Annotated in this window: 21 protein-coding genes and 1 pseudogene; 6 read left to right on the forward strand and 16 right to left on the reverse strand. The window is 64.5% G+C overall.

Annotated features, from left to right (window positions below; genetic code table 11):
• Nucleotides 1-315: 315 nt before the first annotated feature.
• Nucleotides 316-702 (reverse strand): universal stress protein, encoded by a 387-nt coding sequence (locus BDD21_RS28985; protein WP_281269171.1) that lies wholly within the window; start codon nucleotides 700-702, stop codon nucleotides 316-318.
• Between BDD21_RS28985 and tnpC the strand changes: the two genes are divergently transcribed.
• Nucleotides 592-2037 (forward strand): IS66 family transposase, encoded by a 1446-nt coding sequence (tnpC, locus tag BDD21_RS01455; protein WP_120795629.1) that lies wholly within the window; start codon nucleotides 592-594, stop codon nucleotides 2035-2037. The two genes, BDD21_RS28985 and tnpC, sit on opposite strands and share 111 nt — an antisense overlap.
• Nucleotides 2038-2738: 701 nt before the next feature.
• On the opposite strand, the gene BDD21_RS01460 is transcribed toward tnpC, so the two are convergent.
• From BDD21_RS01460 to BDD21_RS01475, 4 genes are all read right to left on the reverse strand, one after another.
• Nucleotides 2739-3167, reverse strand: a complete 429-nt coding sequence (locus BDD21_RS01460) for a septal ring lytic transglycosylase RlpA family protein (RefSeq protein WP_120795630.1) — start codon at nucleotides 3165-3167, stop codon at nucleotides 2739-2741.
• 135 nt (nucleotides 3168-3302) lie between these two features.
• Nucleotides 3303-3488: a hypothetical protein gene (locus tag BDD21_RS27330; RefSeq protein ID WP_147430947.1), complete on the reverse strand. Its 186-nt coding sequence runs from the start codon at nucleotides 3486-3488 to the stop codon at nucleotides 3303-3305.
• A gap of 501 nt (nucleotides 3489-3989) precedes the next feature.
• Nucleotides 3990-4268 carry a type II toxin-antitoxin system RelE/ParE family toxin gene (locus BDD21_RS01470; RefSeq protein WP_120795632.1) on the reverse strand — a complete coding sequence of 93 codons (279 nt, stop codon included), beginning with the start codon at nucleotides 4266-4268 and terminating at the stop codon, nucleotides 3990-3992.
• On the reverse strand, nucleotides 4265-4534 hold the full coding sequence (locus tag BDD21_RS01475) for a type II toxin-antitoxin system Phd/YefM family antitoxin (RefSeq protein ID WP_120795633.1): 270 nt from the start codon (nucleotides 4532-4534) through the stop codon (nucleotides 4265-4267). Before BDD21_RS01475 ends, BDD21_RS01470 begins: the two co-directional genes overlap by 4 nt.
• A 647-nt stretch (nucleotides 4535-5181) precedes the next feature.
• Between BDD21_RS01475 and BDD21_RS01485 the strand changes: the two genes are divergently transcribed.
• The gene (locus tag BDD21_RS01485; RefSeq protein ID WP_120795635.1) at nucleotides 5182-5718 is read left to right on the forward strand and encodes a GNAT family N-acetyltransferase; all 537 of its coding nucleotides are present in this window, start codon (nucleotides 5182-5184) and stop codon (nucleotides 5716-5718) included.
• A gap of 89 nt (nucleotides 5719-5807) precedes the next feature.
• Here the strand turns inward: BDD21_RS01485 and BDD21_RS01490 are convergent, their stop codons facing one another.
• The 4 genes and pseudogenes from BDD21_RS01490 to BDD21_RS01505 all read right to left on the reverse strand — a co-directional run bounded on the left by BDD21_RS01490 (nucleotide 5808) and on the right by BDD21_RS01505 (nucleotide 8476).
• A complete protein-coding gene (locus BDD21_RS01490) occupies nucleotides 5808-6470 on the reverse strand; it encodes an O-methyltransferase (RefSeq protein WP_120795636.1) in 663 nt (220 codons plus the stop codon).
• Between the two features lie 252 nt (nucleotides 6471-6722).
• Entirely contained in the window at nucleotides 6723-7589 is an 867-nt protein-coding gene (locus BDD21_RS01495) for a DUF1186 domain-containing protein (protein WP_170164655.1), read from the reverse strand.
• 200 nt (nucleotides 7590-7789) lie between these two features.
• Nucleotides 7790-8234, reverse strand: a pseudogene (locus BDD21_RS01500) (SAM-dependent methyltransferase).
• Between the two features lie 56 nt (nucleotides 8235-8290).
• On the reverse strand, nucleotides 8291-8476 hold the full coding sequence (locus tag BDD21_RS01505) for a hypothetical protein (protein WP_147430950.1): 186 nt from the start codon (nucleotides 8474-8476) through the stop codon (nucleotides 8291-8293).
• 129 nt (nucleotides 8477-8605) lie between these two features.
• Here BDD21_RS01505 and BDD21_RS01510 point away from each other — a divergent pair, with 129 nt between their 5' ends.
• The 4 genes from BDD21_RS01510 to BDD21_RS01525 all read left to right on the forward strand — a co-directional run bounded on the left by BDD21_RS01510 (nucleotide 8606) and on the right by BDD21_RS01525 (nucleotide 16484).
• Nucleotides 8606-10219, forward strand: coding sequence for an NADH-quinone oxidoreductase subunit L (locus BDD21_RS01510; RefSeq protein WP_120795638.1), 1614 nt, complete (start codon nucleotides 8606-8608; stop codon nucleotides 10217-10219).
• Nucleotides 10220-10231: 12 nt separating this feature from the next.
• Nucleotides 10232-12895 (forward strand): YbcC family protein, encoded by a 2664-nt coding sequence (locus BDD21_RS01515; RefSeq protein WP_120795639.1) that lies wholly within the window; start codon nucleotides 10232-10234, stop codon nucleotides 12893-12895.
• A 940-nt stretch (nucleotides 12896-13835) separates the two neighbouring features.
• A complete protein-coding gene (locus BDD21_RS01520; RefSeq protein ID WP_120795640.1) occupies nucleotides 13836-14435 on the forward strand; it encodes a class I SAM-dependent methyltransferase in 600 nt (199 codons plus the stop codon).
• 15 nt (nucleotides 14436-14450) lie between these two features.
• Nucleotides 14451-16484, forward strand: a complete 2034-nt coding sequence (locus BDD21_RS01525; RefSeq protein WP_120795641.1) for a BTAD domain-containing putative transcriptional regulator — start codon at nucleotides 14451-14453, stop codon at nucleotides 16482-16484.
• Nucleotides 16485-16675: 191 nt separating this feature from the next.
• Here BDD21_RS01525 and BDD21_RS01530 read toward each other — a convergent pair whose 3' ends face one another.
• From BDD21_RS01530 to BDD21_RS27670, 7 genes are all read right to left on the reverse strand, one after another.
• Nucleotides 16676-17173: a hypothetical protein gene (locus tag BDD21_RS01530; RefSeq protein ID WP_245969358.1), complete on the reverse strand. Its 498-nt coding sequence runs from the start codon at nucleotides 17171-17173 to the stop codon at nucleotides 16676-16678.
• A gap of 692 nt (nucleotides 17174-17865) precedes the next feature.
• Nucleotides 17866-19200 carry a tetratricopeptide repeat protein gene (locus BDD21_RS01535; RefSeq protein WP_120795642.1) on the reverse strand — a complete coding sequence of 445 codons (1335 nt, stop codon included), beginning with the start codon at nucleotides 19198-19200 and terminating at the stop codon, nucleotides 17866-17868.
• 492 nt (nucleotides 19201-19692) lie between these two features.
• The gene (locus BDD21_RS01540) at nucleotides 19693-20679 is read right to left on the reverse strand and encodes a reverse transcriptase family protein (protein WP_147430952.1); all 987 of its coding nucleotides are present in this window, start codon (nucleotides 20677-20679) and stop codon (nucleotides 19693-19695) included.
• Nucleotides 20680-21585: 906 nt separating this feature from the next.
• The gene (locus BDD21_RS01545) at nucleotides 21586-22134 is read right to left on the reverse strand and encodes a hypothetical protein (RefSeq protein WP_120795644.1); all 549 of its coding nucleotides are present in this window, start codon (nucleotides 22132-22134) and stop codon (nucleotides 21586-21588) included.
• 749 nt (nucleotides 22135-22883) lie between these two features.
• On the reverse strand, nucleotides 22884-24998 hold the full coding sequence (locus BDD21_RS01550; RefSeq protein WP_120795645.1) for a putative bifunctional diguanylate cyclase/phosphodiesterase: 2115 nt from the start codon (nucleotides 24996-24998) through the stop codon (nucleotides 22884-22886).
• Between the two features lie 16 nt (nucleotides 24999-25014).
• Nucleotides 25015-25449 (reverse strand): response regulator, encoded by a 435-nt coding sequence (locus BDD21_RS01555; protein WP_120795646.1) that lies wholly within the window; start codon nucleotides 25447-25449, stop codon nucleotides 25015-25017.
• Entirely contained in the window at nucleotides 25446-26993 is a 1548-nt protein-coding gene (locus BDD21_RS27670) for a sensor histidine kinase (protein WP_170164656.1), read from the reverse strand. The genes BDD21_RS01555 and BDD21_RS27670 overlap by 4 nt, the downstream gene beginning before the upstream one ends.
• Between the last annotated feature and the right edge of the window lie 4 nt (nucleotides 26994-26997).

The following is a 26997-nucleotide window of genomic DNA, read 5'->3' on the forward strand; positions in this document are numbered from 1 at the left end:
AGGTCCGGCGAGGGGCACCAAACGGCCAAGGGACGGACGCCTAAGCCGTCGATCCCGAAGTCGTTGTGCGCTCAGCGATTGCCGGATGCGGCCGGACAGCTTACGCCAAATCGTGTATGTCTCATAAACGGTCGTTTTTGGAATGGCTTTCGCCCCTACTGAAGAATCATTCTGCTGATAAGCTCCCGAGGAGCCTATCCGAGGCTTCGCGTAAGATGTTGATGCGCGTCTGACGAAAGAATCGGGGCAAGAGCTGATTTGGCTACAACCATATAGACGTCGACGCGGGCCGAATTTCGGCGATGCTGCGCGCGCTCAGCCGTCCAGTGCAACTGATGTGACAAAACCGGGTGGCTTGGTCGCAAGCACGGAACAATCCACCTGTTGCAGGATAGCCTCGGCCATGTTGCCCATCAGCAAGCCGGGGATACCGCCACGGCCGACCGTGCCCATCACGACAACATCGGCGCCGATCTTGCGTGCGAGCGTCGGGATCTTCCTTCGGGCATCTCCGCGCACGAGGTGCGTTTTCGGTTTGTAACTGTTCAGGTTGGCTTGCCAAACAACACCCTGGGGCGGTAAGTTTGCGACATGCCTAAGCCGCCACCGACAACCGACCGCCCCGACAGCAAAGATGCCGAGCTGACGCGGTTGCGGGCGCAGAACGCCGAGCAGGCGAAACAGATCGCCGAACTGCTCCAGCGCATTCGCGATTTGGAAGCGCGCTTGGGCAAGGATAGCCACAACTCCAGCAAGCCCCCGTCCTCGGACCCGCCGTTCAAGAAACCGCCGCCGCGCTCGCGCCGCGTGCGCAGCGGCATGAAGCCCGGTGGTCAGAAGGATCATCCCGGCGCCACCCGAGCACTGGTCGAGGATCCCGAGCACCGCATCGTTGTGCCCCTGGAGGGGCTTTGCGGCTGCGGGCGCGACTGCGCCGAGCTGGCTGTCGAGGTCTTGCCCGAGCGCCGTCAGGTCATCGATTTGGTCGTGCGCCGCGAGGTCACCGAGTATCGGACCGTGACCGGCGTGTGTAGCTGCGGCCAAGTGCATTGCAGCGCCTTCCCGGACGCGCTCGGTGCGCCGGTGCAGTATGGCCCCGGGTTGTCGGCCTTGGCGGTGTATTTGACGCATTATCAGCTCTTACCCTATCGGCGCAGCGCCGAGCTGCTCGGTGTCTTGGCGGGCATCACGCTCTCCCCGGCCACCCTCGTCGGGATGGGTCGCGAGGCGGCGGCGCGCTTGGCGGCACCCGTGGCGGCGATCGGTCAATCCATCGTGCGCAGCGTCGTGGCCCATGCCGATGAAACGGGGATGCGCGTCGCCGGCGCCCTGCAGTGGCTGCATGTGCTGTGCACCTCGGTCCTGACGTTCTATGCCGTGCACGCCAAGCGCGGCGCCGAGGCGTTGACCGGCATCGGTCTGCTCGACGGCTTTCGCGGCATCCTGGTCCACGACCACTGGCGGGCGTACTTGAGCACCCCGGCACAGCATGCCTTCTGCAATGCCCATCACCTGCGCGAGCTTATCGCGCTGGCCGAAGCCGACCCCGTGCTGTCCTGGCCCAAGCAGCTGATCGCCTTGCTGTGCGAGGCCAACGACGCCACGGTCGCCGCCCGCGCGGCCGGCCTCGAAACCCTCCCCGGCCCGGTGGTGGAGGGCTTCTTCACCCGTTACGACACCATCCTCGCCGAGGGGGCCTTCTTTCATCCCCAGCGCCTGCCGCCACCGGGCAGTCGACGACGGGTCAAACAGACGCCGGCCTACAACCTGGTCGCACGCCTGCGCACCCACCGCGACGAGGTCATGCGGTTTGTCACGGACCTGCGTGTCCCCTTCGACAATAACCTCGCCGAGCGCGACCTGCGCATGCCCAAGCTCAAGCAAAAGGTCTCGGGCTGCTTCCGCTCGCCCGAAGGTGCCGCGGCCTTCGCCACGGTACGCTCCTATCTGTCCACCCTGCGCAAGCAGTCGATCGATCTCTATCCCGCCCTGGTGATGACCTTCCGGGGTCAGCCTCCGATGCCGCACTTGCCGTAAGGCAGTTGGCTACCTGAACAGTTACCAGATTTGCCGTGATCAAGACCCCGAGCGGGCTTGACAGCGAGGAGATCCGCAAGGAGGCCGAGTCCGAGGTGTGGCGCGAGACGCTTCCGGCTCTGCCTGCGGAATAGGTCCTGGTCGGGAAGTTCCAAAGGACGCCGGATCCATCGCTTCGCGACCGCGAAAATCCCGAGCAGTGTCATCTTCAGCGACGACCGCGGCACCCATCTTCTCCGGCGTGGCCGGTTCCACGATCATTCCCGTGGAAGACAAACGCCCGGTACAGGCTACAGTGAGTACGATGGTTTCCCCTTCATGAGCCGACCCCTGGAAGCTCTCTCGAAGGGCGAAATCGGTTGGGCAGGTCTCCCGCCCACGACGTCGACTGGTCTGAAAGACAAGGGTATCGTCGAACCCGCGTATGGCCTGTCTGTAAACGGCCCTTCGCCAAAAGAGCTGCGACAACCTGCCGGGGATCGTGGATGGTCTCATCGCGCAAGCACGGGCAGCTGACGCGACCGCGGCCAAGCTCCTCATGGATCCTGCCCTGCCGGCCCTGAAGCCGCGGGATCGCGCCGCCGCGCTTCCCCTCGCCGGCGGCCTGTCCGAAGTCGGTCGTTCCGTCCTCGCCGCCCTCGGAGAAGGCAAACCGACGCCCGAGCAAGGCGCCCGCATGATGGAGGATAGGCAGTCACTGTCTATCGAGAGGTGCCGCCGGAGTCCGTGCGCGGTGGCGGCTGAGCCTCGATTCTGACCTGCGAAGTTCCGTCGTCTACCATGTCCAGCCGACTGGCCGCTGCGCGCGAAAGATCGATGACCCGATCCCCCTCGTAAGGCCCACGATCATTGATCCTGACCTCGACCTTCTTGTCGTTCTCGAGGTTGGTCACTTTGGCCGTGGTCCCCATCGGCAACGTTGGATGGGCAGCCGTCATCTTGTTCTGATCGAAGGTCTCGCCGCTCGCGGTTTCGTTGCCTTGAAATCCGGGGCCGTACCAGGATGCTTCGCCGACCTCCGCACTCCCTTTGCCGTGCTCGACCGACTCTTCCGAGTGACATCCGGTTAGCGCAAAGGCGGCAATCAGAACAAGTCGCGAGAATTGGGCAAGAGGGTCGCGTTGGGACATTGAAGTTCCCGTTCTCGGTGATGAGGGTCTCACCCCTCGTTTGGCGGGGTACCAGACATGACAGCAATTATCCCCTTGCGGTTTCACAAGCTCTGTGCGGCGGCGCACCTATCCGCTGTTGATTCTTAGGGGAATTTATTCTGGAAGAACAAGCAGCGGATCGTCCGGGGTGGGATCAACGGCGACATCCGACGGATCGCGAGTATCCGTCCCTTGGTTGGCCAGTTCATCGTCGGTCTCGACGTTCGCTTCGTCGCTACGAAACCATTGAGCCTTAGGGCCACACCACAACCGGCGGCACACGGCCGTGATCTTCAGCAAGCGCGGCGTCTCGTGGAAAAATGCGGGGTCGGAGCGACGATCGGATCCGGAACTGCGGGGCGCCGGGACTCGGCCGGAAGGCGCCGCCAACCGAGCCGCTCCGGCGGTAGGTCGACGCGCGTTGCTGTCAGTCGAGTCGCCTCTCCTGGTGACGGTTCCGCCCCATGACCGGTCGGTCAGGGAGCTCGCGTCAGCGTCTCTTGAACGCCCACTGCGGTCACCGGGATTGCATGCTCGATCTCCTCCGCGAAGGCCAATGCGATTGCGGCATTCGCCTCCAGCCAAGCCTCCAGGCCGACCGCGTCATAGGCGCGAACGTCGTTCCACCGTCTTTGCTCAGGATCAGGCCATCCAGGCCCGATCGACCCACGGACTTCCCTGCGGGAACGGCAATTTCTGTGACGGTGCCCGCCTGCACGGCCCACCGCCGAATCAATCGAGGCAGCTCGCCTTGGGCCTCGCGGGTCTCCGCCCAGCGCTCAATGTCCTTGGCGGAGATCTTCAACGATAAACCTCGTCGTGGGTGCCAATGTCGAGCAGGACAACCTCCTGCTCGGTCACTCTTAGCAGCAAGGTCAGTCGGTACGAATAGGTCAGGCTGACAGCCTGCACTCCGGCCAGATTCCCGGAGAGTGGATGCAGCTTGAGCTTGGATTGGAAGGGATCTCGGCTGAGATTGTCCAGGGTCTCCCGCAAAGCTGGGCGCAGATCGGGATGCTTGCGAAGAAACTTGCGTGCGCGACGTTCGAATTGCCGGGTTGTGACCAGAACGAAGCTCACGACACGTCGCCGTCGAGAGCCTGCATCAACGCATCGGCGTCCCCGTAGCGGTTTGTTCGGCCGGCTTCCAGATCTGCCAAAGACTCACGTAGGCGTTCTCTCGCTGCGTCACTGTAGGACTCCAACAGCTCGGCATAGGCCGCTTCACTGAGCACGACATAGCTCGGGCGGTTGTTCTTGATGATATGGACCGGGCCCTCGCGGAGCGCCTCGTCAACGGCGGAGATCCCACGGCGCTTGATGTCTTGAGCTGGAATGCTGTTCACGTTTGGCTCCGTACTGATATTGGCACTTAGTCGAGCACAGGATAAGGTGCCAGTCAACCTTGCTCCTCAGACTCGGGGTTCGAAACTGCTGCCCGGTCAGCATCCGCTTCTTTTCCGCTTCTGCCGTATCGAATCGGAAAATGCTCAAACCGCGACTCATTGCACTGCAGAAGTCGCGGTGGACCGGTGGCTGGATTAGGGGCACCGCGCACGCTCTTCGGCAGGGTTCCGAGCGGCGGCTATGCGACAAGTCCGATCACTTCGCTTCCGGACTGCACTGACAGCAAACAGGATCTGAGAGTCACTCGCTTCCGGTCGACGGGAGACGGCTCCTCCCCTCGACCAATCGCTCCCGCGACCAGCTCAGCCGTTCCGGCCCCGATCGACGTTGCCGCAATGGCGAGTGCCGGCGGCCGGGCGGTCCGCGCCCCGGCAATCTCCAGAATCACGGTGGTGCAGACGAGCATGAGCCGCAGAGGATGTTATCCCGAATCGACAACCCAAAACCGTGACCGGATACTGCAAGACTTAGGCATTCCACCCGCCGAGCACGTCCACCAAAGCGACGCCACCGAACGCGTAAGCCAGATCGCGGGCGCTGGCGTAGGACGAAGTCCGGTGGTTTCCGAGCGGCGGAGAACGCGATCATGACGTCGGACATCGAGATCAGGAACGAGACAAGCGACGATATCGCCGCGATCGCCGAGGTGACGATCGCGGCGTTTCGCGACCTGGATATCAGCAACCAGACCGAACACTTCATCATCGACGCGCTCCGTGCCGCCGAGGCCCTCGCCCTCTCGCTCGTCGCGGTGCTCGATGGCCGTGTCGTCGGCCACATCGCGTTCTCGCCCGTGACCTTGTCGGACGGTACGGGGGATTGGTACGGACTCGGCCCGGTGTCGGTCTTGCCGCAGGTTCAGCGCCGAGGGATCGGCCAAGCCTTGGTGCGTGAAGGCTTGTCGCGGCTCGAGCGCATGCATGCGCGCGGCTGCTGCCTGGTGGGGCATCCGGAGTACTACCGAAGGTTCGGGTTCGAGAACTGCCCGCAGCTCGTTCTCGAGGGCGTCCCTCCGGAGGTCTTCTTCGCAGTGTCCTTCGACGGGACGCTGCCGCGGGGAACTGTCGCGTTCCACGAAGGATTCGGCGCGGTCGGTCCGGCGCCATGTGCGAACGAGATGTGACGGCGGGGCGAGACGCGCATGGCGCGGATCGAAGGGGACCCGTCCTGCCGTGACCGCATCGGGCCGTCGGGTTGGACCGCGCGCGCAGATCATCGCTTGCGCGCCAGCGTCAGCCCGTCGCCGATCGGCACTAGACTCAGGGTCACGCGCTGATCTCCCAGCAGTCGATCGTTGAGCGCGCGGATCGCCCGGGTGTCCTCGTCCCGGTCATCGGGATCGGCCACGCGGCCGTCCCAGAGCGTGTTGTCGAACAGGAGGAGGCCACCGGGCCGCACCAGCGTCAGACACCGCTCGAAGTACCGGCTGTAGTTGCCCTTGTCGGCATCGACGAAGGCCATGTCGAACTGCCCTTCCTGTCCCTGCGCCAGCAAGGCATCGAGGGTCTCCAGTGCCGGTGCCAGCCGCAGGTCGATGCGCTCGGCGACCCCGGCCTCGCGCCAGAAGCTGCGGGCGATGTCGGTCCACTCCGGGCTGAGGTCGCAGCAGATCAGCGTCCCGTCGGCCGGCATGGCCTCGGCCATGCACAGCGCGCTGTAGCCGGTGAAGGTGCCGATCTCGAGGATGCGCCGAGCACCGATCAGCTCCACCAGCAGGGCCATGAACTGACCCTGCTCAGGGGCGATCTGCATCCCGCTCTGCTCCAACGCGGCCGTGACCTCGCGCAGGCGCCGCTTGATCGCGCTCTCGCGCAGGGAGTGTTCAAGCAGGTAGCCGTGAAGCCGCGCGTCGAGGGGAATCGTTCGATTGCTCATGCGTGTGTACCTCTTGGCGCCGGAGTGTCTTCCGGCCGGTGAAGCGTCCGACCCCGAACCTGCCGGTCGAGGGCAAGGAGCCCATGGGCGTGTGGATCCGCGAAGGGCTCAAGGCCGTCCACGCCTCTGCCGTGGAGGAACACGAGGGCGGATAGCGACCGAGCCGTCGGCGGGGAGAGCGTCCGGGGATCGGTTTCGTAGGTGGTCTCATCCGGTCACGGCAAGGGTAAGGACCGATACGAGCCTTGAGCCTCAGCGCCCGCAGCACTTCTTGAATTTCTGTCCGCTGCCGCAGGGGCAGGGTTCGTTGCGCCCGACCTTGGCCGCCTTGACCCCGGCTCCGTGCGCGATCGTCGGGGCCTGATGCGCTGCCTTTCGGTCGTCTTCCCTGAAGCAGGCCCACCAGCGCATCTCGGACACGGTATCCTCGAGCGGACCTTTTCTGTCGGCGGATCGCAGCGCCTGCTCTTTGCCTTCGGACATGGCCCGCTCGACACTGTCCCTCCCGATGAACAGCGTATCCACCAAGTTCTCCTCGAAGGCGCGCTCGATGTCCGGCAGCAGCTCCTCGGGATACAGATCGCAGCAGGCGACGACGAGCGACCCCCAAAGGAAGCCCCCTTCGCGCTCCAGCTTGCCATTGAACAAGCTGCGAAAATAGGCAACGACAGACGCGCGTTCCAGTTCCCCGCGGGCGACGAGCAGGACCAACGCGCGCAGACAGGTGCTGCGCACATATTCGTTCACCTCGCGGTTCTCGATCATGCCTTTGATCGGATCCACATCCCCACCGCACACCGCAGCCAGGATGCGATCCAGATCCTCCGTCACCAGATCACCGGCCACGTCGAAACACACCTCGCCCGGCGTGGAGAACAGCTTCACCAGCATCGGGTAGGCGGCACGCTCGCGAAACTGCGCCAGCAGGTACATCGCGTACAGGTGCAGCATGGCGCCCTCGGTCTGCGCCACCCTGTGCGGATCATCGGCGGTCGCCTGCAGGCACTCCAGGAGAAGCGGCGTCATCGCCTCGCGTTGCGCCATGGCAGCCCGAACGGCAGCCTCGGGGAAGGTGCGCTCGTAGGTTTCGAGTTGTGTCTTGATGTCCTGGATCTTCACGTTGGGGTTGCTCCAGTGCAGTAATACGACGGCGTGTGGGCTCCGAGGCGGCCGCCTCGCGCCGTCGCGTCGCAAACCGCTCCGGCAGCACGCACGGACTGCGATGCGCTGCAGCCGCCGGGCGGTGTTCCGAGGTGCCGGCAAGGTGATCGGTAAGGGTGGTCGGAGCGGCGTCACGGCCGGGCGCCCCGCCACTGCGATCAGTCCTCCGCCGGCTTGCGCCCGAGGATCTGAACGACATGACCGCGTCCGTGATGGTAGCGCCCTTCGGACACCTCGCGCTCCCGTTCGCGCGCAACCTCGAACACCAACCCGGCGAGTTCGTTTTCCGGGGTGGCGAGGTCCATGGTCAGCTCGGCGACTGGAGGGCCGCCGGTGCCGAGGTGTGCGAGATCGCTGCAGCGCGTCTCGATCCGCACCCCGCGCTCGGCGGCCAGGCGGCGGGCCTTCTCCAAGCCGACGGCGGAGGCGTCCATCGCGGTCACCGCATGGCCGCGCGCGGCCAACCAGACCGCGGTTGCGTCCCTCGCCCTCGGCCAAGCACAGCACCGGCCCTTCCGGCAGCCGATCCGCCTGCTCGATCAGGAAGTCGTTCGGTGCGGTGCCGTAGGCATCGTTGTCCTCGGCGTAGCGTTCATTCCACATGTGCCCGCTGCTCCTCGTATGGTGTCGTCGCGGACACGGCGCCAGCCGGTGCAGCATCACCGATCCTCGATCGAGAACGCAAGGCGACCGGCACCGGTATCGGGCACGCCTTTCCGGCAGTCCGTGCGGAGCGCTCGGCTGGCTTGAGAGACGCGACCCGCGCGCCGGCCGCGCCAGGGCGCAGCGATGCGCTCGTCGCGCGGTTGCAGTCCCGTGGAGCCCTGGTTCTCCGGATCCTTCACGCGACACGCCACCACCACACTTAGAGCATCGTTGATGCGTCGGATCGAAAAGATAGATTTTTACAGGCATGCGGTCGCCCTCAAGGTCCCGTTGAACTCAATCACGGGGCGCAAGCCCGGGAGGCATCGATGTCGTCCGCACTCACGCTCGTCACCGCCGCGGCGGTTGCCGCGCCGGTCGTCTTAGGGCTCGCCGGGGCCATTCCGAGCCGGATCGCGAACCGTTCGGGGCCGCTGATGGCGCGCCTCGCCAATGTCCTGGCCTGGACCGCGTTCGCGCTGGCCCTGGCGGTGCTTTTGGGGCACGGCTTCGGGTCGGCGCAGTCCCTGACCCTGTTCTCGGTGGATCTGCCGTTGGACAGCGGTGCCTTCGCCATCGGGGTCTACGTCAACGCCGTCACGGTGATCATGCTCACGCTGGTCTCCTTCGTGGGTGCGCTGGTCTCGACCTATGCGCGCAACTACATGGCCGGCGACCCCGCCGAGGGTCACTTCCACACGTGGCTGCTGCTGACCCTGGCGTCGATCCTGACCCTGATCGTCTCGGGCAACCTGCTGATGTTCGTGCTGGCCTGGATGGCGACGAGTCTGAGCCTGCACCGTTTGCTGCTTTTCTATCCGGAGCGCCCCGCCGCGGTGATGGCGGCGCACAAGAAGTTCGTCTTCAGCCGGATCGGCGACGCCAGCCTGCTGATCGGGGTGCTCTTGATCGGGGCCAGCCTGCACACGCTGGATTTCGCCGGCGTCTACGCGGCCATGGAGGCGCTGGAGGGACCGCTGCCGGCGGCGCTGCAGGGGGCGGCGTGGCTGATCGTGCTCAGCGCGGCGCTCAAGTGCGCCCAGTTCCCCTTCCACGGATGGCTCCTGCAGGTGATGGAGGCGCCCACCCCGGTGTCGGCTTTGCTGCACGCGGGCATCGTCAATGCCGGTGCCTTCCTGGTGATTCGGATGGCGCCGATCATGTCGCTGTCCGGTCCGGCGCTGGATGCCTTGGCGGTGATCGGCCTGGTGACGCTCGCGGTCGCCTCGCTGGTGATGCTGACCCAGACCAGCATCAAGGTCTCGCTGGCCTGGTCGACGTCCGCGCAGATGGGGTTCATGTTGTTGGAGGCCGGTCTCGGACTCTACAGCCTGGCGCTGCTGCACCTGGTTGCCCACTCGCTGTACAAGGCACACGCCTTCCTTGCCTCGGGCAGCAGCGTGGACGGCTTCCGGGCGGCGACCCCGGCGTTTCGCGACGGCGGCCCGCAGCCCTGGCATTGGTTGGTGGCCTTCCAGGGCGCGCTCTTGATGGCCATCGTCGCGGGGTTCGTGTTCGGGGTGGATCCGGTCCAGGAACCCGCGCTGATCGTGACCGGGGCGATCATCGCGGTCGCCGTCGCGCAACTGCTCCTGCAGGCCCTGCAGTTGGAGGACAACGCCGCGTTGTTGCTGCGGGCGAGCGCGATCGGCGCCCTGGTGTGCTTCGGGTATTTCGGTCTGCACGCGGCCTTCGAGTACGCCGTTGCCGACAGCGTGGGCGCGGTGGCGCCGTCCACCAGCCGGTTCGATCTGATCCTGAGTCTCGCCGTCGTCGCCGTCTTCATCGGCCTGCTGGTGTTGCAACACCTCTTCATGCGCATCCCGGCATCGCTGCGTCAGGCGATCCAGGTGCATCTCTACAACGGGCTCTATGTCGATGTTTTGGTGACCCGCTTGATCACGCGCCTGTGGCCGCTGCGCCCGGCGTCCGCCGTCCAATAAGGGGATGAAGCCATGAACCTGAACGATGTCGTTGTGCTCGAACAGTCGCCGACCCTCGCGATGACACCGCCGAGTGGTCCGGCACCGGTGCCTGAACCCGCCGATGTTGCCGCGGCCGCGCTCCTCGACGAGCAGATCGCGGCCGCCTGCGAGCGTATCGCCCCGCTCTGGCCGCTGGATCGTTTCGTGGCGGTGAACCCCTTCCACGGGTTGCGCGATCTGCCGTTCCAGGAGGCCGCCGCCATGCTGCGCCGGGTGGCGGGCGCACGCCTGTACATGCCCAGAGCCTACTATGGCGAGCAGATCGCCGCCGGGCGGATCACCGCGGAGGATCTGCGCCGGGCCGCCGAGGTGTGCGGGAGCCGGCTCGATCCGGCGACGCTGCAAAGCGCCGTCGAGGTCGAGCCGCTGCCGGCCGGACGCGTGCCGCTGCTCACCGCGGTGCTCGACGAGATGGACGTCGATGACTGGTCCAGCTTCGTGGTGGAGCGGATCAGCCGGCATTGCGCGGCCTTCTTCGACATGGGTCAGGCCACCTGGAAGCAACCCTGGCAGGGCCTGTCGCTGTACGCCTCCTGGCGACGCTTCGCGGCGCTCGATTTCAGCGCCACCATGATGGGTCAAGGCAGCATGCGCGAGCGGGTGAAGGCCCTGCCCGAGGCGCCGCGCGACTGCATCCGCGCGGCCCTGAACCGGCTGGGTATCCCCCCGAGCGCGGTGCGCGACTACCTGCACGCGGCGTTGCTGGACATCGGCGGCTGGGCCGCCTGGACCCGTCTGCTGCGCTGGCAGGCGGAGCTGGCCGGCGGCACCGACGACACCATCGAGGAGCTGCTCGCGATCCGCTTGGCGTGGGACGTCCTGGTCTACGAGCACAAGAGCAGCCCGCAGCTGCGCCAACGCTGGCGCCGGGTCTGCGCCGAGTTGGGCGCGGGCGGGACGGCGCAGGACGCACCGGCGCCGGTGACCGGAGCCACGCGCGATGATGCCGGCGAGCGCGAAATCGATTTGGTGCTCCTGAGCGCGGCGGAGCTTGCCTATCAGCGCGGCCTGATCGGGCAGTTGATCGCGACGGCGCACGGCGACACCGCCAGCCGCCCCGTCGTGCAGGCGGCCTTCTGCATCGACGTGCGCTCCGAGGTGATCCGCCGCGCCTTCGAGACGGTCTGCCCGCAGGGACGCACGCTCGGTTTCGCCGGCTTCTTCGGCGTGCCGATCGAGCATGTCCCGCTCGGCGCCGTGACCGCGCGCACCCATGTGCCGGTGCTGCTCACGCCGTCCTACCGCGTCTGCTCCGAGATCCACGGTGCGGACTCCGAGGAGGCCGATCGCGCCTTGGCCGTGCAACGCCGGCGCTTCGGGATCAGTAAGTCCTGGAAGGCGTTCAAGATGGGCGCCTCCTCGTGCTTCTCCTTCGTGGAATCGGCCGGTATCTGGCTCTATGCACCCAAGCTCCTCGGCGACACCCTGGGATGGAGCCGGCCGGTCCCGGCCCCCGACGATCTGCGTCTGGATGCGACCGATGCGTGCCGGGTCGGACCGACCCTCGACGCGCCGTCGCACGCGCACGGGCATGACCAGGCCGGCGCCTGCGGGGCAACAGGCGCACTCGACGCCACGCGCGCCGGCATTCCGCACGCGGATCGGATCGGGCTCGCCGAGGGGATCCTGCACGCCATGTCGCTCACCGACGGCTTCGCCCGCCTGGTGCTGTTGGTGGGGCACGGCAGCACCTCGGTGAACAACCCGCATGCCGCCGGACTCGACTGCGGGGCCTGCGCGGGTCAGACCGGCGAGGCCAGCGCCCGCGTGGTCGCCGCGCTCCTCAACGACCCGGCGGTGCGCCGCGGTCTGCGCGAGCGTGGTCTGGCGATCCCCGAGGACACCTGGTTCCTGCCCGCGCTGCACGACACCACGGTCGACGATGTGCACCTGTTCGACACCGAGGTGCTGCCCTCGGGCTACGCCGAGGAGCTGGCCGAGCTGCGCAGCTGGCTCGCACAGGCCGGGGAGCTGACACGTCTGCAACGGGCCACCCTGCTGGGGCTCGACGGGCGGCGCGGTCACGGCCTGGAGGCGAGCATCCGCCGACGCAGCCGCGACTGGTCCCAGGTGCGCCCCGAGTGGGGCCTGGCCGGCAACGCCGCCTTCATCGCCGCCCCGCGCGCCCGCACCCGCGGCGTGGATCTGGGCGGTCGCGCCTTCCTGCACGACTACGACTGGCGCGCCGATGTCGGCTTCAAGACCCTGGAGCTGATCATGACCGCCCCGATGGTGGTCGCCACCTGGATCAACCTCCAGTATTACGGCTCCACCGTCGACAACCGGCGCTTCGGCAGCGGCAACAAGGTGCTGCACAACGTGGTCGGCGGCGCCATCGGCGTGCTCGAAGGCAACGGCGGCGATCTGCGTACCGGGCTGCCGATGCAGTCGCTCCACGACGGCCGGCGCTGGATCCACGAGCCGCTGCGCCTGAGCGTCGTCCTGCAGGCACCCGAAACGCCGATCGAGGAGATCATCGCCCGCCATACGCTGGTCCGTCAGTTGCTGGACAACGGCTGGCTGCATCTCTTTCGGTGGGATGATCGGGACGGGAGCATCCATCGGCGCGTGCCGGGGCACGGCTGGGTGAGTGGCGGGCCGGTGGACGGTATGCACTACGACAACGGCGCCTGACATCGACCGACAGCATCGGAATTCGCGGGCGGGGCGCCGGATCGGCGTGTTTCGGGTGGATCGGCAGGGTCTGGTCTGAGGGGAGAGCCGACACGACCTAGCCTGTTCGCTGCAACGCGCGCCGCAACCACCGATGAGAATCCCCCGGACGGCACGTACCCTCGAGCTTGCGACCCTCGGGGGGAGCGGGCCTCGCCCCGCATGGGAGTCGGTGGTTTGAGTGCTGTATCCGCACGGCGTCTCGCCCGGCGTCTGGCTGCCGCGTTTGACTTAGGTGCTTTCCGGGAATAGTCATCCCGACAGCGACTGCCTGGAAGGCATCGAACTCCCTGATACGGTCAGTCTTGAGCAAATCGTCGCAGAATTTTCGTTGTCGTTGTCGTTGTCGTTGTCGTGTTCGTCCGGAATCCGATGACGACAACGACAACGACAACGACAACGAGTAGAGCGTTCGACCACTTTTCCTGGTTGCGGCGCTTCCGGTAGATCCTTTCCCGGAAATCACCTTAAGGTCTGTCACGTGTCCGACGGCGTGGACGTCCATTCCGACGAAAACGCGCCGAAAGTCGGATGATTCGCCGACGGGCATGTCAACGTTTCTCCGTCGGCTAAACTCAGACCTATGAACTCGGCGGGGAGCGCCAGGATGCGGCCCGGAAAGCAGGGTAGATTCTCGCGAGTCGTCCGGATTTTGCGACCGACGGACCTTGTCCGTCACTCCGGCCAGTTCGGCTGGCGACGTGCGTCGTCAGGCCAACTTGGCCTGATACGATCAGGGCTGGAAGCCCTGTCTACGCATGGCACGCACTGCTGACCGGGATCAGGTTGACGACCGACCCCAGGACGGACCAAGACCAACACCATCGGCTCGTCGCGACGTCGACGAGATTGGGACCTTGACCGATACGGACGAACCCTTCGGAGTGATCGCCGTCGAGCCATGACCCATCCAACCTCGCCGAACACACCCGACGACTTCACCCGCTCTTGGGACGCGCGCTACGAAGGCGCGACAGCGATCCCGAAACCGGCTCTGGTGTTGCGCCAATGGCCGCACTTGCTCCCCGAAGAAGGCACCGCCCTCGACTTGGCCTGCGGACTCGGCGGCAATGCGCTCTGGCTGGCCGAACGGGGTTTTCGCGTCTCGGCATGGGATCTGTCCCACACCGCCATCGCGCGGCTCCGGGACGCGGCGCGCCTGCGAGGACTGCACCTCGATGCCCGGGTTCGTGACCTGACCGCCCTGCCGCCGAGTCCGGAGAGCTTCGACCTGATCCTGGTCGCACACTTCCTGGATCGCGACCTGGCGCCGAGCATCGCCGCCGCGCTGCGTCCGGACGGTCTGCTCTTCTATCAGACGTTCGCGCGGGAGTGCCGAGGCAGCCACGGCCCGTCGAACCCGGCGTATCGCCTTGCCCGCAACGAGCTGATCAGCCTCTTTCCCGACCTGACCATCCGCGCTTACCGAGCCGAAGGCCCATTCGCCACACCCGAGAGCGGTTTACGCGACCTGGCCTTGATGGTCGCCCAACGGATTTGAGCGGCGAAGACCGACATGAGCGCGCGACTGCGCATCCAATTGCTGGGCGACTTCGCGGTCGAGCGCGACGGCGCGGCCATCACGCTGCCGACCCGCAAGGCCGCCGCACTCTTGGCCATCCTCGCGATGTCACCGGGCGCCCCGATCACGCGCGAGCGTCTTGCCGACCTGCTCTGGTCGCGCAGCGCCGAGGTTCAGGCGCGGGGGAGTCTGCGCCAAGCCGTGGCGCAGCTTCGCAAGGCCCTGGAGGATGATGACTCCGGCATACTCATCGAAACCGTCGGCCCGGGCCTTCGCCTCGCGTCGAGGGGCGTGGAGGTGGATGCGGCCACCCTTGAGCACGCGCTGAGCGCAGGCTCTCCGGCCGATCTGGAGTTGGCCGGGCGGCTGTATCAAGGCGAATTCCTCGCGGGACTCGCGATCGAGGAGGCCCCGTTCGAGGATTGGCGGACGACCGAGGCCGAGCGACTGCGGCGAGTTCTGTTGCGCGGGTTGCAGACCCTGCTTGCGCACCATGTCGACCGGGGCGACTTGGAGGCGAGTCTCGATCTGGGCGAACGCCTGGTGCGGATGGAGCCGCTCGCCGAGGAGACCTATCAGGCGTTGATGCGCCTGCATCTCGGCCGCGGGGCCTTGGGCTCTGCCATGCGGGAGTACCAGCGTTGCCGGGCGGCCTTGGCGGCGGGTCTGGGTGTCGCGCCATCGGCCGAGACCGAGGCGCTTCGGCGGGCGATCCGCGCGCGGCCGCCCGCCCGCCCCTCCGCACACGAGGAGACGGAGTCCGTGGCCCTGCCGGTGCTCGCGGTTCTCCCCTTCTCGGATACAGGCGAGAGGGCCGAGGACGCAGGGCGCGATTACTTCGTTCGCGGCTTCACCGAGGACGTCGTCTCCGCGCTCGCGCGCTTCCGGTCGCTGCGGGTGATCTCGGCACAATCCTCCTTCGCCGAGGCGGACCTACAGGCCAGCCCGCGCGAGATCGGGGAAGGTCTCGGTGCACATTATCTGCTCGTCGGCAGCCTCGGGCGCGGTCAGGACCGCGTACGCCTGAGCACCGAGCTGCTGGATGTCCACGCCGGCCATCTGGTCTGGTCCGATCGCGACGAGGTCTCGACGACCCGGCTGCCGGAGACCCGCGATGCGATCGCCGGCGGCGTCGCCGCGGCGCTGGCGGCCCGTATCGACGGTGATCTGCTGCGCCAAGCCATGCGCAAGCCGCTCGATAACCTCGAGGTCTACGACTGCTGGCTGCGCGGCATGGCCCGGCTACGCGAAGGGACACCCGAGAGCCTCGCCGAGGGTCGGCCCTTGTTTCGCCGGGCGCTCGAGCTGGACCCGGGATTTGCACGTGCCCACTCGGGCCTGTCGCTGACCTATTTCAACGACTGGAGCTGTCTCGCCTGGCAACGCTGGCACGAGAACGAGCGCAAGGCGTTCGAGCATGCACGAGACGGCGCAGCCCTGGACGAGACCGACCATGTCACCCACTTCGTGCTGGGTCGCGTCCTGTTGTATCGACGCGAGTTTGCGCGTGCCGAGCAACACCTGGATCGCGCCGAGGCGCTCAACCCCAACGATGCGGACATGCTCGCGCAACTGGCCATCGCCGATGCCTACCTCGGGCGCGCCGAGCGGGGCGCGGAGCGCATCGCGCTGGCGATGCGCTTGAATCCCTATCACGACGACTGGTACTTCGCCTACGCGGTCTATCCCAACTTCGTCGCCCGCAGGCTCGAGGCGGCGATCGGACTCGGCCTGAAGGCACCGCACGTGGCCACCGATGTCACGGCCTACCTGGCCGCGGCCAGTGCCCACCTCGGCCAAATGGAGGCAGCCCGGCGGCACCTCGCCTCCTTTCGTGAGATGTTCCGGCGCAACATCCTGCAGGGCCGCGAGCCGACTGCGCAGGAACCGATGCGCTGGCTGTTGCACGTCAATCCCTTCAGCCGGATCGAGGACGCCCGCTTCTGGGCCGACGGGCTGGCCGGGGCCGGGTTGGTCATTCCGGATAATCTCTGGCGCGATTTTCCCGATGGACCCTGGCCCAGTTGAACCGCGTCCAGAGCGAGATACTCATTTTCGAGTGAGCTCCACGATTGGTGCATCCACGACCCTTAGCGGGGACGCGGTTCAAAATGATCTATTCCTTAATATCTTAAACCGCGCCGGCTCCAGCGCCCGTCAAGTCTGCCGGGGCCGATACCATCCAAGAACATCGCATACCGCACCGGGCGCGGTTTAGATCAGAAGTACTGGCAATGATCCGCGCGCGCGGCGATCTCCTGAAGAAAGACGCCCGGATCCATGATCCCGTCCGCCTCGGGCAAGAGGTCGTCGTCGACGACATCGAACGTCATGGCGGCCAAGCGACAGCCATGCAGCCGGACGTGGCCGGTCGAGGCGAGCAGCTTCAGAAAGTCATGGATCTCGAGCGGATCCCCGTCGCGTTTCAGCCGCTGCTTCAGCCAGTCCTCGCGGTGGGCGTAACGCGGATCCATCCGGCACTCGCGCACGCCCTCGGGGGTGAGCAGCACCGACCAGAGGACGAAGAGGATGTCCACCTCGACGCCCTTGCGGCCCATCTCCCACGCAAAGGTCAGCGGGCTCAGGAGCCGGTCGAAGGCGTCATCGCGGATGACGATGGCGAGGCGCCGGATGGGCGGCGCCGCGGACAGGTCGGCCTGTCCCGCATCCGGCCACCCGTCCGAGCGGGCGGTCGGAACCTCCTCGGATTGACGCATGGCGGCCTCTGTATCGGGGGCGAGGGACGGCCGCCCGGGGTTCTGTCGCGTTTGAATCGTTGCGGAAGGCATGATCTGGACTCCGGCCGCCGGGCATCGTACAGACCCCGGCGGCGCTTCGTGTGGAACCCTAAACGACAAGGTCTCAGTGTGGATCGGACTTAAACCGCGCCCGGTGCGATATGCGTCGTTTGTTGGATTGGCTTGGCCGCGTCGGCTCCGACAACTGTCGGAGTCGACGCGGTTTAAGGCATTGACAAATATTACTTTTAAACCGCGCCTCACCGAGATCGAGGACTTCTCCAAAGCCAAACGCAACATGAAAATGACGGTCGCTCTTGACGCGGTTTAAATCGGACTCGGCCTTGTCGGTCTCCTTCGGCGCTTCTGTCGGGCTGAAGCCCGACCCGCGGCGGGACACCGGACGGATACGGCGTTGTCCGGCGATCGCCTTAAGGCGATTTCCGGGAATCGACATCCCAACTGCGGAGACGATGGGTCGGAAGTGACGCGAACGGTCGCCGCTTCGCGACGTTGCTTCCGGCCAATCGGTGGTGCAAGGAAGGATCGGTTCGTCCGGAATCCGATGACGACAACGACAACGACAACGACAACGACAACGACAACGAGTAGAACCTTCGACGACCGACCTTGGTTCCGGCTCTGTCGGTAGATCCTTTCCCGGAAAGCACCTAAGCGGCCTGACTCAACGGTAAATCGCCCGCTCTCGCAGCAAGGGCACGCGCACTCGCACTGTCCGGCTTGAGATCGACCCTCTCGGCAATCAGCGCACGTGCCAAGGCAAGCTGCCCGTCACGCAGCGCGGCCTCGATCAAGGTCAGATCGATCAGGTCGCGCTGGGCATGGCTGCCGCCGAAACGATTGGCCCGATCCCGAGCCGGTCGCAGCAGGCGCACCGTCTCGGCATAGTCGCCCTCTCCGAAGGCATGGATCGCACGGGTGACCGGGGACCCGACCTCGCGAACGAAGAAACGGTTGTCGCCCGGTCCGTCCATTGCCTGCGTTTGGGCCGCGAAGACACGCTCGGCGGCCGCTCGCCGCTGCGCACCGGTGAAGGCCATCATGGCGTGGGCATCGTTGAAGGCGTAGTTGCCCGCGTCCGCGATCGGCTCCCAGCCATCCGCCACGGCTTGCCAACGCTCGCCGAGCGGAATGCCCCGAAGCTGCAGGCGCCACAGGAGCGCGGAAGCGTCGATCATGTCGAGCACGACCCGGGAGCGCGGTCCGTAGATGGGCCCGTCGAACAGCCGCAGGACCTCGTCGACCTCGCCCATCTCCAGGTGATAGAGCGCCAGGTGCCACCAGATATGCACCGCGAAGAAGTTGTCGACGGACCAGGCGTCCGAGTCGCTGCGCAGCCACGCGATGCCCTCGGTCGTGCGGCCCTGCATCTCCATGACATGGGCAACCGCGTGCCAGGCCCAGGCGTCATGGCGCTCCAGCTCAACCGCACGCCGGCCCGCGGCCTCCGCGCGCGCATAGAGCCCGGTCTCCTCCAAACCGAAGGCGTGCATCCCGATGACGGCGTGATAGCCGGGCATGTCCGCCGACCATGAGGGCAAGGCACGGGCGATGCGGTCGCGCAACAGACGCGACGCGCCGGTATAGAAGTCCACGACATGCCCGACCTGGAGCGCGAGGATGTCGCGCGGGTGCTCGATGGCAATGTCCTCCAGGATCCGCGAGGCGACATGCCACTCGCTGTCCAAGAGGTGCTGTACCGCGTTCAGATGCGCGCGCTCGCGCGCCGTGCTCGGTCGGGTTCCGGCGCTCTCCAGATCCGCGCGGGCCACGGCGAATCCGTCCGGCTCGGTCCCCAGCAGATGCAGATAGGCATGGAGAACCCGCGCCATCACAAACTCCGGACTCCGGCTCAACGCCTGCTCCGCGGTCGCCACCGGGTCGCCCCGATAACATTGAAACTCATGAAGTGCCTGATGGTAGAGATCGCCTGCGGTCGTATCGGCGCCGCTCATGGGAAGGCCGAGTGCATCGTTACGGGTCATCGCGATTCCTCCTCGCTCGGGTCGTCTGTCGGTTGATCCACCGGGATGCTCCGGTGTTGAGGAAAGGCTACGACCCGCCCGTTATTCGTCCGTGAAACCGGCGTGAAAGATGGAGTAAAAATACGTGTTGTCGCTCACGTTATTCCGCCAATTTTTCTCAGACTAATCCCCGCTAAATCTGCCATTTTCCACCACCGCTGTTGGCGAGGCGTGAGCCAAGACCCGTCTTGGGACTTCGTTGTGGCAGCAACCGGCCACAAGCCGTTACACGTCAACTCAAGCCGCGTGACTCTTCAACGCGCATTGCGGACTCCCATGACTGCTCACGCCAGCGATCAATTCGCGCGGTTTGTTGTCGGTCTCGCAGGGCCCATAGGGGGCCTGATTAATCGCATTGCGGACGTTCGCTCAATCATAAACGTGTGCGCGAAAAAGAACGTTAAAATTCAGGGCGTCGGGTCTGAGCTTTGTCAGCGGATATCCTTTCCGTTCTCAGGTGCTGTCCTTTTGCACACGATCTGAAAAATCCTCTACGGACTGAGCAAATGCCAGATGACCGCATGCGCGCTCATATGCCTTAGGATCGTTCTGCGCATCAATCTTTCCTGAATCGACGAGATGCCTAATCGCGCGAAGTCTTCTTCGATATCCCTTCGTAAGCCGCGGACGTGCCTGATCGACCAACAAGCCGTAAACCTTAAGCCGATTCGGTAATGACAAGAGGGTTGTTTTCTCTTCAGACAACTGCCAATTGCCTGTCTCGATCATTCCACGTACGTCACTTGAAATATTAGGACTCGGCTTTCCCGCACCGGAAATTACTATATCGTCTGCATATCGCGTATACACAAGCCCGCGCTCGTGGCAGTACTCTTGTAGTTGCCTGTCAACCTTCAGAAAAGCTAGATTGGATAACACCGGGCTTGCCGGAGAACCCTGCGCAAGGACCCCGTTCAAGCTGCTCAAGCCCGAGGCGATTTCTGCGCCATGCTCAGTATACCCGATGTCCACAAGCGCATTCTTTACGATTGCCGTCGGGGTGCTTTGAAAAAAATCTTTAATATCTGTCGAAAAAACCCACTTCGCTCGGCAATGCATTGCCGCACCATGCAGAATTGAACGTCCAGGAACAAATCCAACGACTACGTCCGGCATGGTAATCGCGCGAGCAAGATAATGGCCGAACCACTTCTGGATTATTTTCAACCCCACGCGAGGTGCATCAATACGCCGTTGCTTTTTTCCGCTTCTAATTTGGAATCTTCGATAGTAGTGTTGAGGTCGATTCAGCATCGCCCCGACAAACTGACTCCTGTATCCAAATAAGACGGACAGTGCTCTGATCGAGACGACAGGAGGATAGCCTTTACTATCGAGACAACGAATAGCATCGACGTGTGCCTCGTCGAAGCCGTCACCAAGTGCTTGGAGATACTTATCGAGGGAGGAAAAGAGAATGAGGCGTGGCGGAGTATTCAAGGGCCTCTAAAGCAAAGCGCAGATCGCTTTCGTTGAGCGCCGGTCGGGTTCGTGCCGAAGATGCGAAGCATCTTCGGTGCGAACCCGACCGAACCTTCTGTACCAGACCTTTGCAAGCTGGGGCGTTGCGCCCCATCGCAAGTTTTTACCTTCCCCACCACGCCCCAACGCGGTTTCTACCATTTTCGCCGGCCCAACTCAAGTGCGCGTGCAACATCAGGAGAATCTCTTCCCCGCCGGTTCGGCAGCACAGACATACCAAACGCAGTTAAGGAATAACAGCCTGGCTTCTCCCAAATTAGGGCCTTCACACGAACTAAACCGTCGAGAGCTCTTTTCAACCAGTTTTCCGAGGGCACCGTCAGCCCTTGCTCCGACAAGCGCTTAAATATGACCTCTAAGCTTGCGGGGGCTAGCCTGTAAACACACCATAGGATTTGCGGTGGAGCTGGGGGACCTTGGGTCAATTCCGTAATATAAACGCGGCCAAGCTGCAATTCGTATGCCTGCAAGAAAGAGCCTATCTTTCGCACCAAATCGCGATGAGCAGCACCCCGTTCAATGTCATCCTCGGATCTGACATAAACCACAACATCGATTGCGCCAGAGCGCGAACTCAACATCGCAACATCGATAAAGTTACGGTCCAGTAGGTTCTCCAGCGCCAGGGCCAACGCAGCATTCGCTGGACCGTTTGAAAAATCCGAACACATTTCTACGTCAGCGTTCAATCCAAGCTCTCTGTGCACGCGATTTCTTAGCATAACAGATGCTTTTCGTGAAAACGGAGCCACGGAGTACGGCACAAGCACTAGATATCTGCCGGACTCCGGAACAAACTCAACCACGGAGTCTCTATACCGACCGTCCGCATACTTGCGCAGGAACTCCTTTATTCGTTGCTTGTCACCTGAGTCCGAGCTGTTTGGATACATTGAGCAAATCGTCTGTAAAGGTCTTCGCTTGGGATGGCCAGTGAAATGCCGAGCTACTTTTCTCGTTACCCATGTAGAGCGTCTGATCAATCTTCGTGACTTTGCTGGAGGCAGTATAATCCGCCTCTACGCGCTTACTGTACGCGTGCCGCATAAGCTGCGCCAGGCCCGCGGTCGAAGTGTAAATTCGATTCCGGAGTTTCCCCCCTTTAATATTCAAACGCTCTGCTTTCTTAAGTTCATTATTCAGCTTTTTCCGAACTTGCCCCTCTAGTAGTTCTGGAACAGATTTATGTTTTAGTTCCCAAGTCGGGTCAATTTCTACAAGGCACGACCTAACAATCCAATACGTCGCATAGTAATAGCGATTGAAGGCGCTCCGGCCAAACAAATCAATCTCGTCGGCTGAGGAACGTCGCAGCGCTTCCTCCTCAAGATACTTTCCGACAATCTCCAGCACTCGAATGCTCCAAAAAAGTCCCGATAACGCGGGCATGCAATCGGCGAAGCGCGCGAACATCAGATCCCAAAACCTTAAACTGCAATCCGATGTGTTTGGATGCCAAGGCGCGTGGCTAGACTCTCCGCCTGGGCAGCATCCCGAATTATCGCCCCATCTGCAAGGGCCGGAAACCATGCGGCTGGGCGTGACCGGGTCGGGCCTTTGGTGTTGCCTGTAAGGCCAGACGGACCGAGGCGGCGGTCTGCTGACCTTGCGACATTGGGCGTAAGCTTGGCAGTCGCGACCGGCAGATCCGGGTCGTGACCGGTCCGTCGGTCACCGGACTGCGGGTTGCCGTTATCAGTATGGACCGGTCAGTCGCTTGCGGCCGATGAGAGACGGCTCCTGGCTTTCCATAGTCGCTCATGGGTCTGACTGCGACAGACCGAAATGCGTCCGGAACTGTCACCCGGGACGAGGCGCCGAGCGGCAGGTCCGGGTCGTGAACGGACCCTTCCGGCGCCTCTCGGCCGGGGCCGCCGTGCGGAAAGATCGGCGGAAGTCAGGTGAGCGAATCTTGGGCATCCGTGACGAGATAATGTTGGAAACACCCCCCCGGGGTCGCGGGCGGAGACGAACTCAAGGCCACCGACACCGCGCTCGCTTTGCCAACGTGCCCGAGATTGGGTGTATTGGGTCAACAGCCGGCCCGACGGCGGGGGGCGTCCATCCCGGTCCAGCACAGGAAGCAATCGTAGCCGGCCTCGGCCAGCAGGGTCGGAAGCGCGCGCACCATAGCGCAGACTCGGCTCGAAACGCGTCCCGAATTATCGGCTCGTATCTCGGGGCGTCGCGCCGGCGCGCGACAGAAACCGCGTGATCTCCTCTACCGGCAATGGCCGGCTGACCAGATAGCCCTGCATCAGGTCGCAGTGAAGCGCACGTAGATAGTCCGCCTGCGCTTGGGTTTCGACGCCTTCGGCAACGATCTCCGATCCGAGACTGTGACCGAGCGCGATGATGGCCTTGACGATCGAGGCATTGCTGGTGTTCGTGGTCACGTCGCGCACGAAGGAGATGTCGATCTTGAGCTCATGGATCTCGATGTGCTGCAGATAGGCCAACGATGAATAACCGGTGCCGAAATCGTCGATCGACAGACGCACGCCCAGCGCGCGCAGCTCCGCCAGTGCTTTGAAGGACTGCTCGCGGTCGGCGATCACAAAGCTCTCGGTGATCTCCAACTCCAGGCGCTCGGGCGGAATGCCCGTCTCGCGCAGCGCGTGCTTGACCGACTCGATCAGGTGATCCCGGCTCAACTGGACAGCGGAGACGTTCACCGCGGTCCGGCGCGGTGCCAACCCGGCGTCGAGCCAGGTCTTGATCTGACGGCAGGCCGTGTGCAGCACCCAGTCCCCCAGCGCGACGACCAGCCCGCTTTCCTCGGCCAGCGGGATGAAGTCGCCGGGCGGGATCATCCCGCGCTCGGGGTGATGCCAGCGCACCAGCCCCTCCAAGCCGACGGTCTCTCCGCTGACCAGATCGGTCTGCGGTTGATAATAAAGGCGTAATTCGTCGCCCTCGATGGCATGTCGCAGCTCGGCCTCGAGCGCGAGGCGAGCCTTCGCCCGGTCGGTCAACTCCGGCGAGAAGAAACGCAGGATCCCTCTTCCCTGCTGTTTGGCCTGATTGAGCGCTGCGTCGGCGCTGCTTTGCAGGGTTTCGATCTCCTGGCCGTCGGCGGGATAGAGTGCGATGCCGATACTGACGCCGATATAGATGTGCCGTTCGTCGATGAGGAAAGGCTCGTTCAGGGCGTCGATCAGGTGTTGCGCGATCAGGTCGATACCGGGCAGTCTCCGGCCGCGATCCAGGATCAGGTTGAACTCGTCGCCGCCGATGCGCGCCAGCGCGTTGCCTTCCGGCAGTACATCCAGGAGACGCCGGCTCACCGCGATCAGCAGCCGATCGCCCTGGCTGTGACCGAGGCTTTCGTTGACGGTCTTGAAGTTGTCGAGGTCGAGAAACAGCAGCGCGAACTCGGTGCCGGTGCGCTCGGCATGCGCGATCGCGCGGGTCAACAGCTCGTGAAACAGCGCGCGATTGGGCAGGCCGGTCAAGGGATCGCGATAGGTCAGGAAGTCGACTTTCTGTTCGGCGCGGCGACGTTCGGTGATGTCGCGATTGGAGCCGCGCCGACCCAAGAAGTGGCCCGCGTCGTCGAGAACCGGTACACAGACATGCTCGAGCCAACGCTCGTCGCCGTCGCGGGTGTGGATGCGGAAGCTCAGCGGGACGGGATCGGTCGATCCTGCGCGATGCATTCGCCAAGCATTCAGGTCGTCCGGGTGGATGATGGATTCCATAAGTCCGGAGTCGGCGAAGAACTCCGCCGGTGCGTAACCCGACACCTCCAAACAGGCGGGCGAGACGTACCGGTAGGCCCCGTCGGGCGCGATCCAGTATTCCCAATTGGGCGAATAGTCGGCGAGGATGCGGTATTTCTCCTCACTTTCGCGCAGCGCCGCTTGAGCGTCCCGGCGCGCGCGCTGTTCCTCCGTCTCGCGCAGACAGCGTTCGATTGCGGGAACCAGGCGGATAAGGTGGTCCTTCAGGACAAAATCCCCGACCCCGCAGTGCAGCAGCTCCACCGCCCGTTCCTCGCCGACCGTCCCGGAGACCAGGATCACCGGCAGCTCAGGGCAGCGCGCGCGAAGCATCCCCAGGGTCGACTCGAACTCCATGCCGGGGATCCTGTAGTCGGCCAGCGCGAGCGTCCAGCATCCCTCCGCCAGGGCCGCCTCCAGTTCCTCGTTGCTGGCGACCCGGGTGCAGTCGGCCGCCAAGCACTCCTTGCGCAGATGGCGCACGAGCAGCCGAAAATCGGCCGGGTCGTCCTCGATGACCAACACGTTCAATCGCGGCTTGGGCGATGCGTTCATCTGTGCGGTTCCATGCTCAGAGCCTCAGCGGATCGTTGATCAGCAGCCAGTAGCTGCCCAGGCGGGCGACGGTCTCGGCGAAGCCGGCAAACTCCAGCGGCTTGCGCACGAAGCTGTTGGCGCCGCTCTCGTAGCTGCGCAGCCGGTCGTTCTCCTCGTCCGAGGAGGTCAGAATCACCACCGGGAGCAGACGGGTGCGTGGGTCCGCGCGCAGACGCTCGAGCACTTCCAGGCCGGAGAGTCGGGGCAGCCCGATGTCGAGCAGCACGACGGCCGGAAGCCCCCCGTCACGGCCGGCGAACTCGCCCTCGGCAAACAGATAGTCCAAGGCCTGCTGACCGTCGCGCACCACGTCGATGGTGTTGGCCAGATTCGCCTTGCGCAAGGCGCGGAGCATCAGACGCTCGTCCTGGGGGTTGTCTTCCACGATGAGAATCGCGAGGTGCTTCATACCGACGGTTCCTCACTGGCCGCCTCGGGCAGCGAAAAGCGAAAGGTGGCACCCCGACCCGGCACGCCCTCGGCCGCGACGGCGCCGCCGTGACGGTGAACGATGCGCTGCACGGTGGCAAGTCCGATGCCGATGCCGACGAATTCGTCCTGCCGGTGCAGTCGCTGGAACGCCTTGAACAGCCGTTCGGAGTAGGCCATGTCGAAGCCGGCGCCATTATCGCTCACACAGCACCAGCGCGCCCCGTCCCTCTCCATAGAATAGACCCGAATGGTCGCGTCTTGTGTCCGGCCGGTGTACTTCCAGGCATTGTCGATCAGGTTGACCATGACCGCCTCCAACATGGTCGGATCGCCCGAAACGGTAAGCCTCGGCTCGATCTCCAGGGTAACCCGGCGTTGCGGCTCGGCCGCCGCCAGTTGCGCGAGCCGACAATGGGCGAGCGCGCCCAGATCCACCGTATCGTGTCGCAACACGCCGCGGGTGCTGCGCGACAGGGTCAGGATGCCGTCGATCAGCTCGCCCATACGCCGGCTGGCGAGGTCGATCTGCTGAAGATCGTCCAGTGCCTCCCCGTCCAGCCGATCGGCGTAGTCCTCCATGAGGGCCTGACTGAAGCCACTCAATGCCCGCAGCGGCGCACGCAGGTCGTGGGAGACCGCATAGGCGAAGGATTCCAGCTCGAGATTGGCGGCGGAAAGCTCCGCCGTGCGCTGACGCACCCGCTCCTCCAGACCGACATTGAGACGCTGAATCTCGGCCTGCGCGCGCTGGCGCTCCACCATCTCGGTCTCCAGCCGCGCGCGCGAGACGGTATTCTCCTGGAGCCGGTCCAACATGGTGTCGAAGGCGTTCGCAAGCTCGCCCAGCTCGTCCCGGCGCGCGCTGTGCAGGCGCTGCTCCAGCGCGCCTGCGCCGACCCGCAGCGCGGCATCGCGCAAGGCTTGCACCGGACTCAGGATCGTCCACTGGAGGGTGCCGAAGATCCACAGACCAAGCCCGGCCACGCCGAACAGCAGCAGGCCCAGCGTCAGGTTTGTCCGCTCGCTCGCCACCAGCATCCGCGCATTGGCCTGCACCCGGATATGTTTGACGAGCTCGGTCAGGGCATGGCTATCGACCAACAGGAGATTGGCCGCACGCTCGTCGCGCTCGGCAAAGCGCGGTTCGGACCCCGGGCCATCCACCTCGGGGAACAGTCTTCGCATCCGGTCGAGCAGCCGACGCAACTCCTCCCAAGCATCCTGGCTCCGTTGGTCGTCGCGGATCGCCTCGGCGATGGACGCGGACTCTCGCGCCAGCAGATCGTCGATGGTGTCGAACTGGGATTCCACCAGGTCGCGGGGATGGCCCTGCACGCGCAGGATATAGCCGAAGAGCAAGGTTCGCAGTTGGATGATCTCGACGTTCAACGTATTCGTCAACGCCAGGGTTCTTGCGGACTGGCTCCAGTTCCGGTGGTTGACCACCGACAGACCGAGCAGTGCAAGAAAGCCCAGCGCAGAGATCAGGGCAATCAGCTGGGCGCGGCGTCGGAGCGTCATGGCC

Origin of the sequence: Thiocapsa rosea (assembly GCF_003634315.1) — a bacterium.
Classification (GTDB): domain Bacteria; phylum Pseudomonadota; class Gammaproteobacteria; order Chromatiales; family Chromatiaceae; genus Thiocapsa; species Thiocapsa rosea.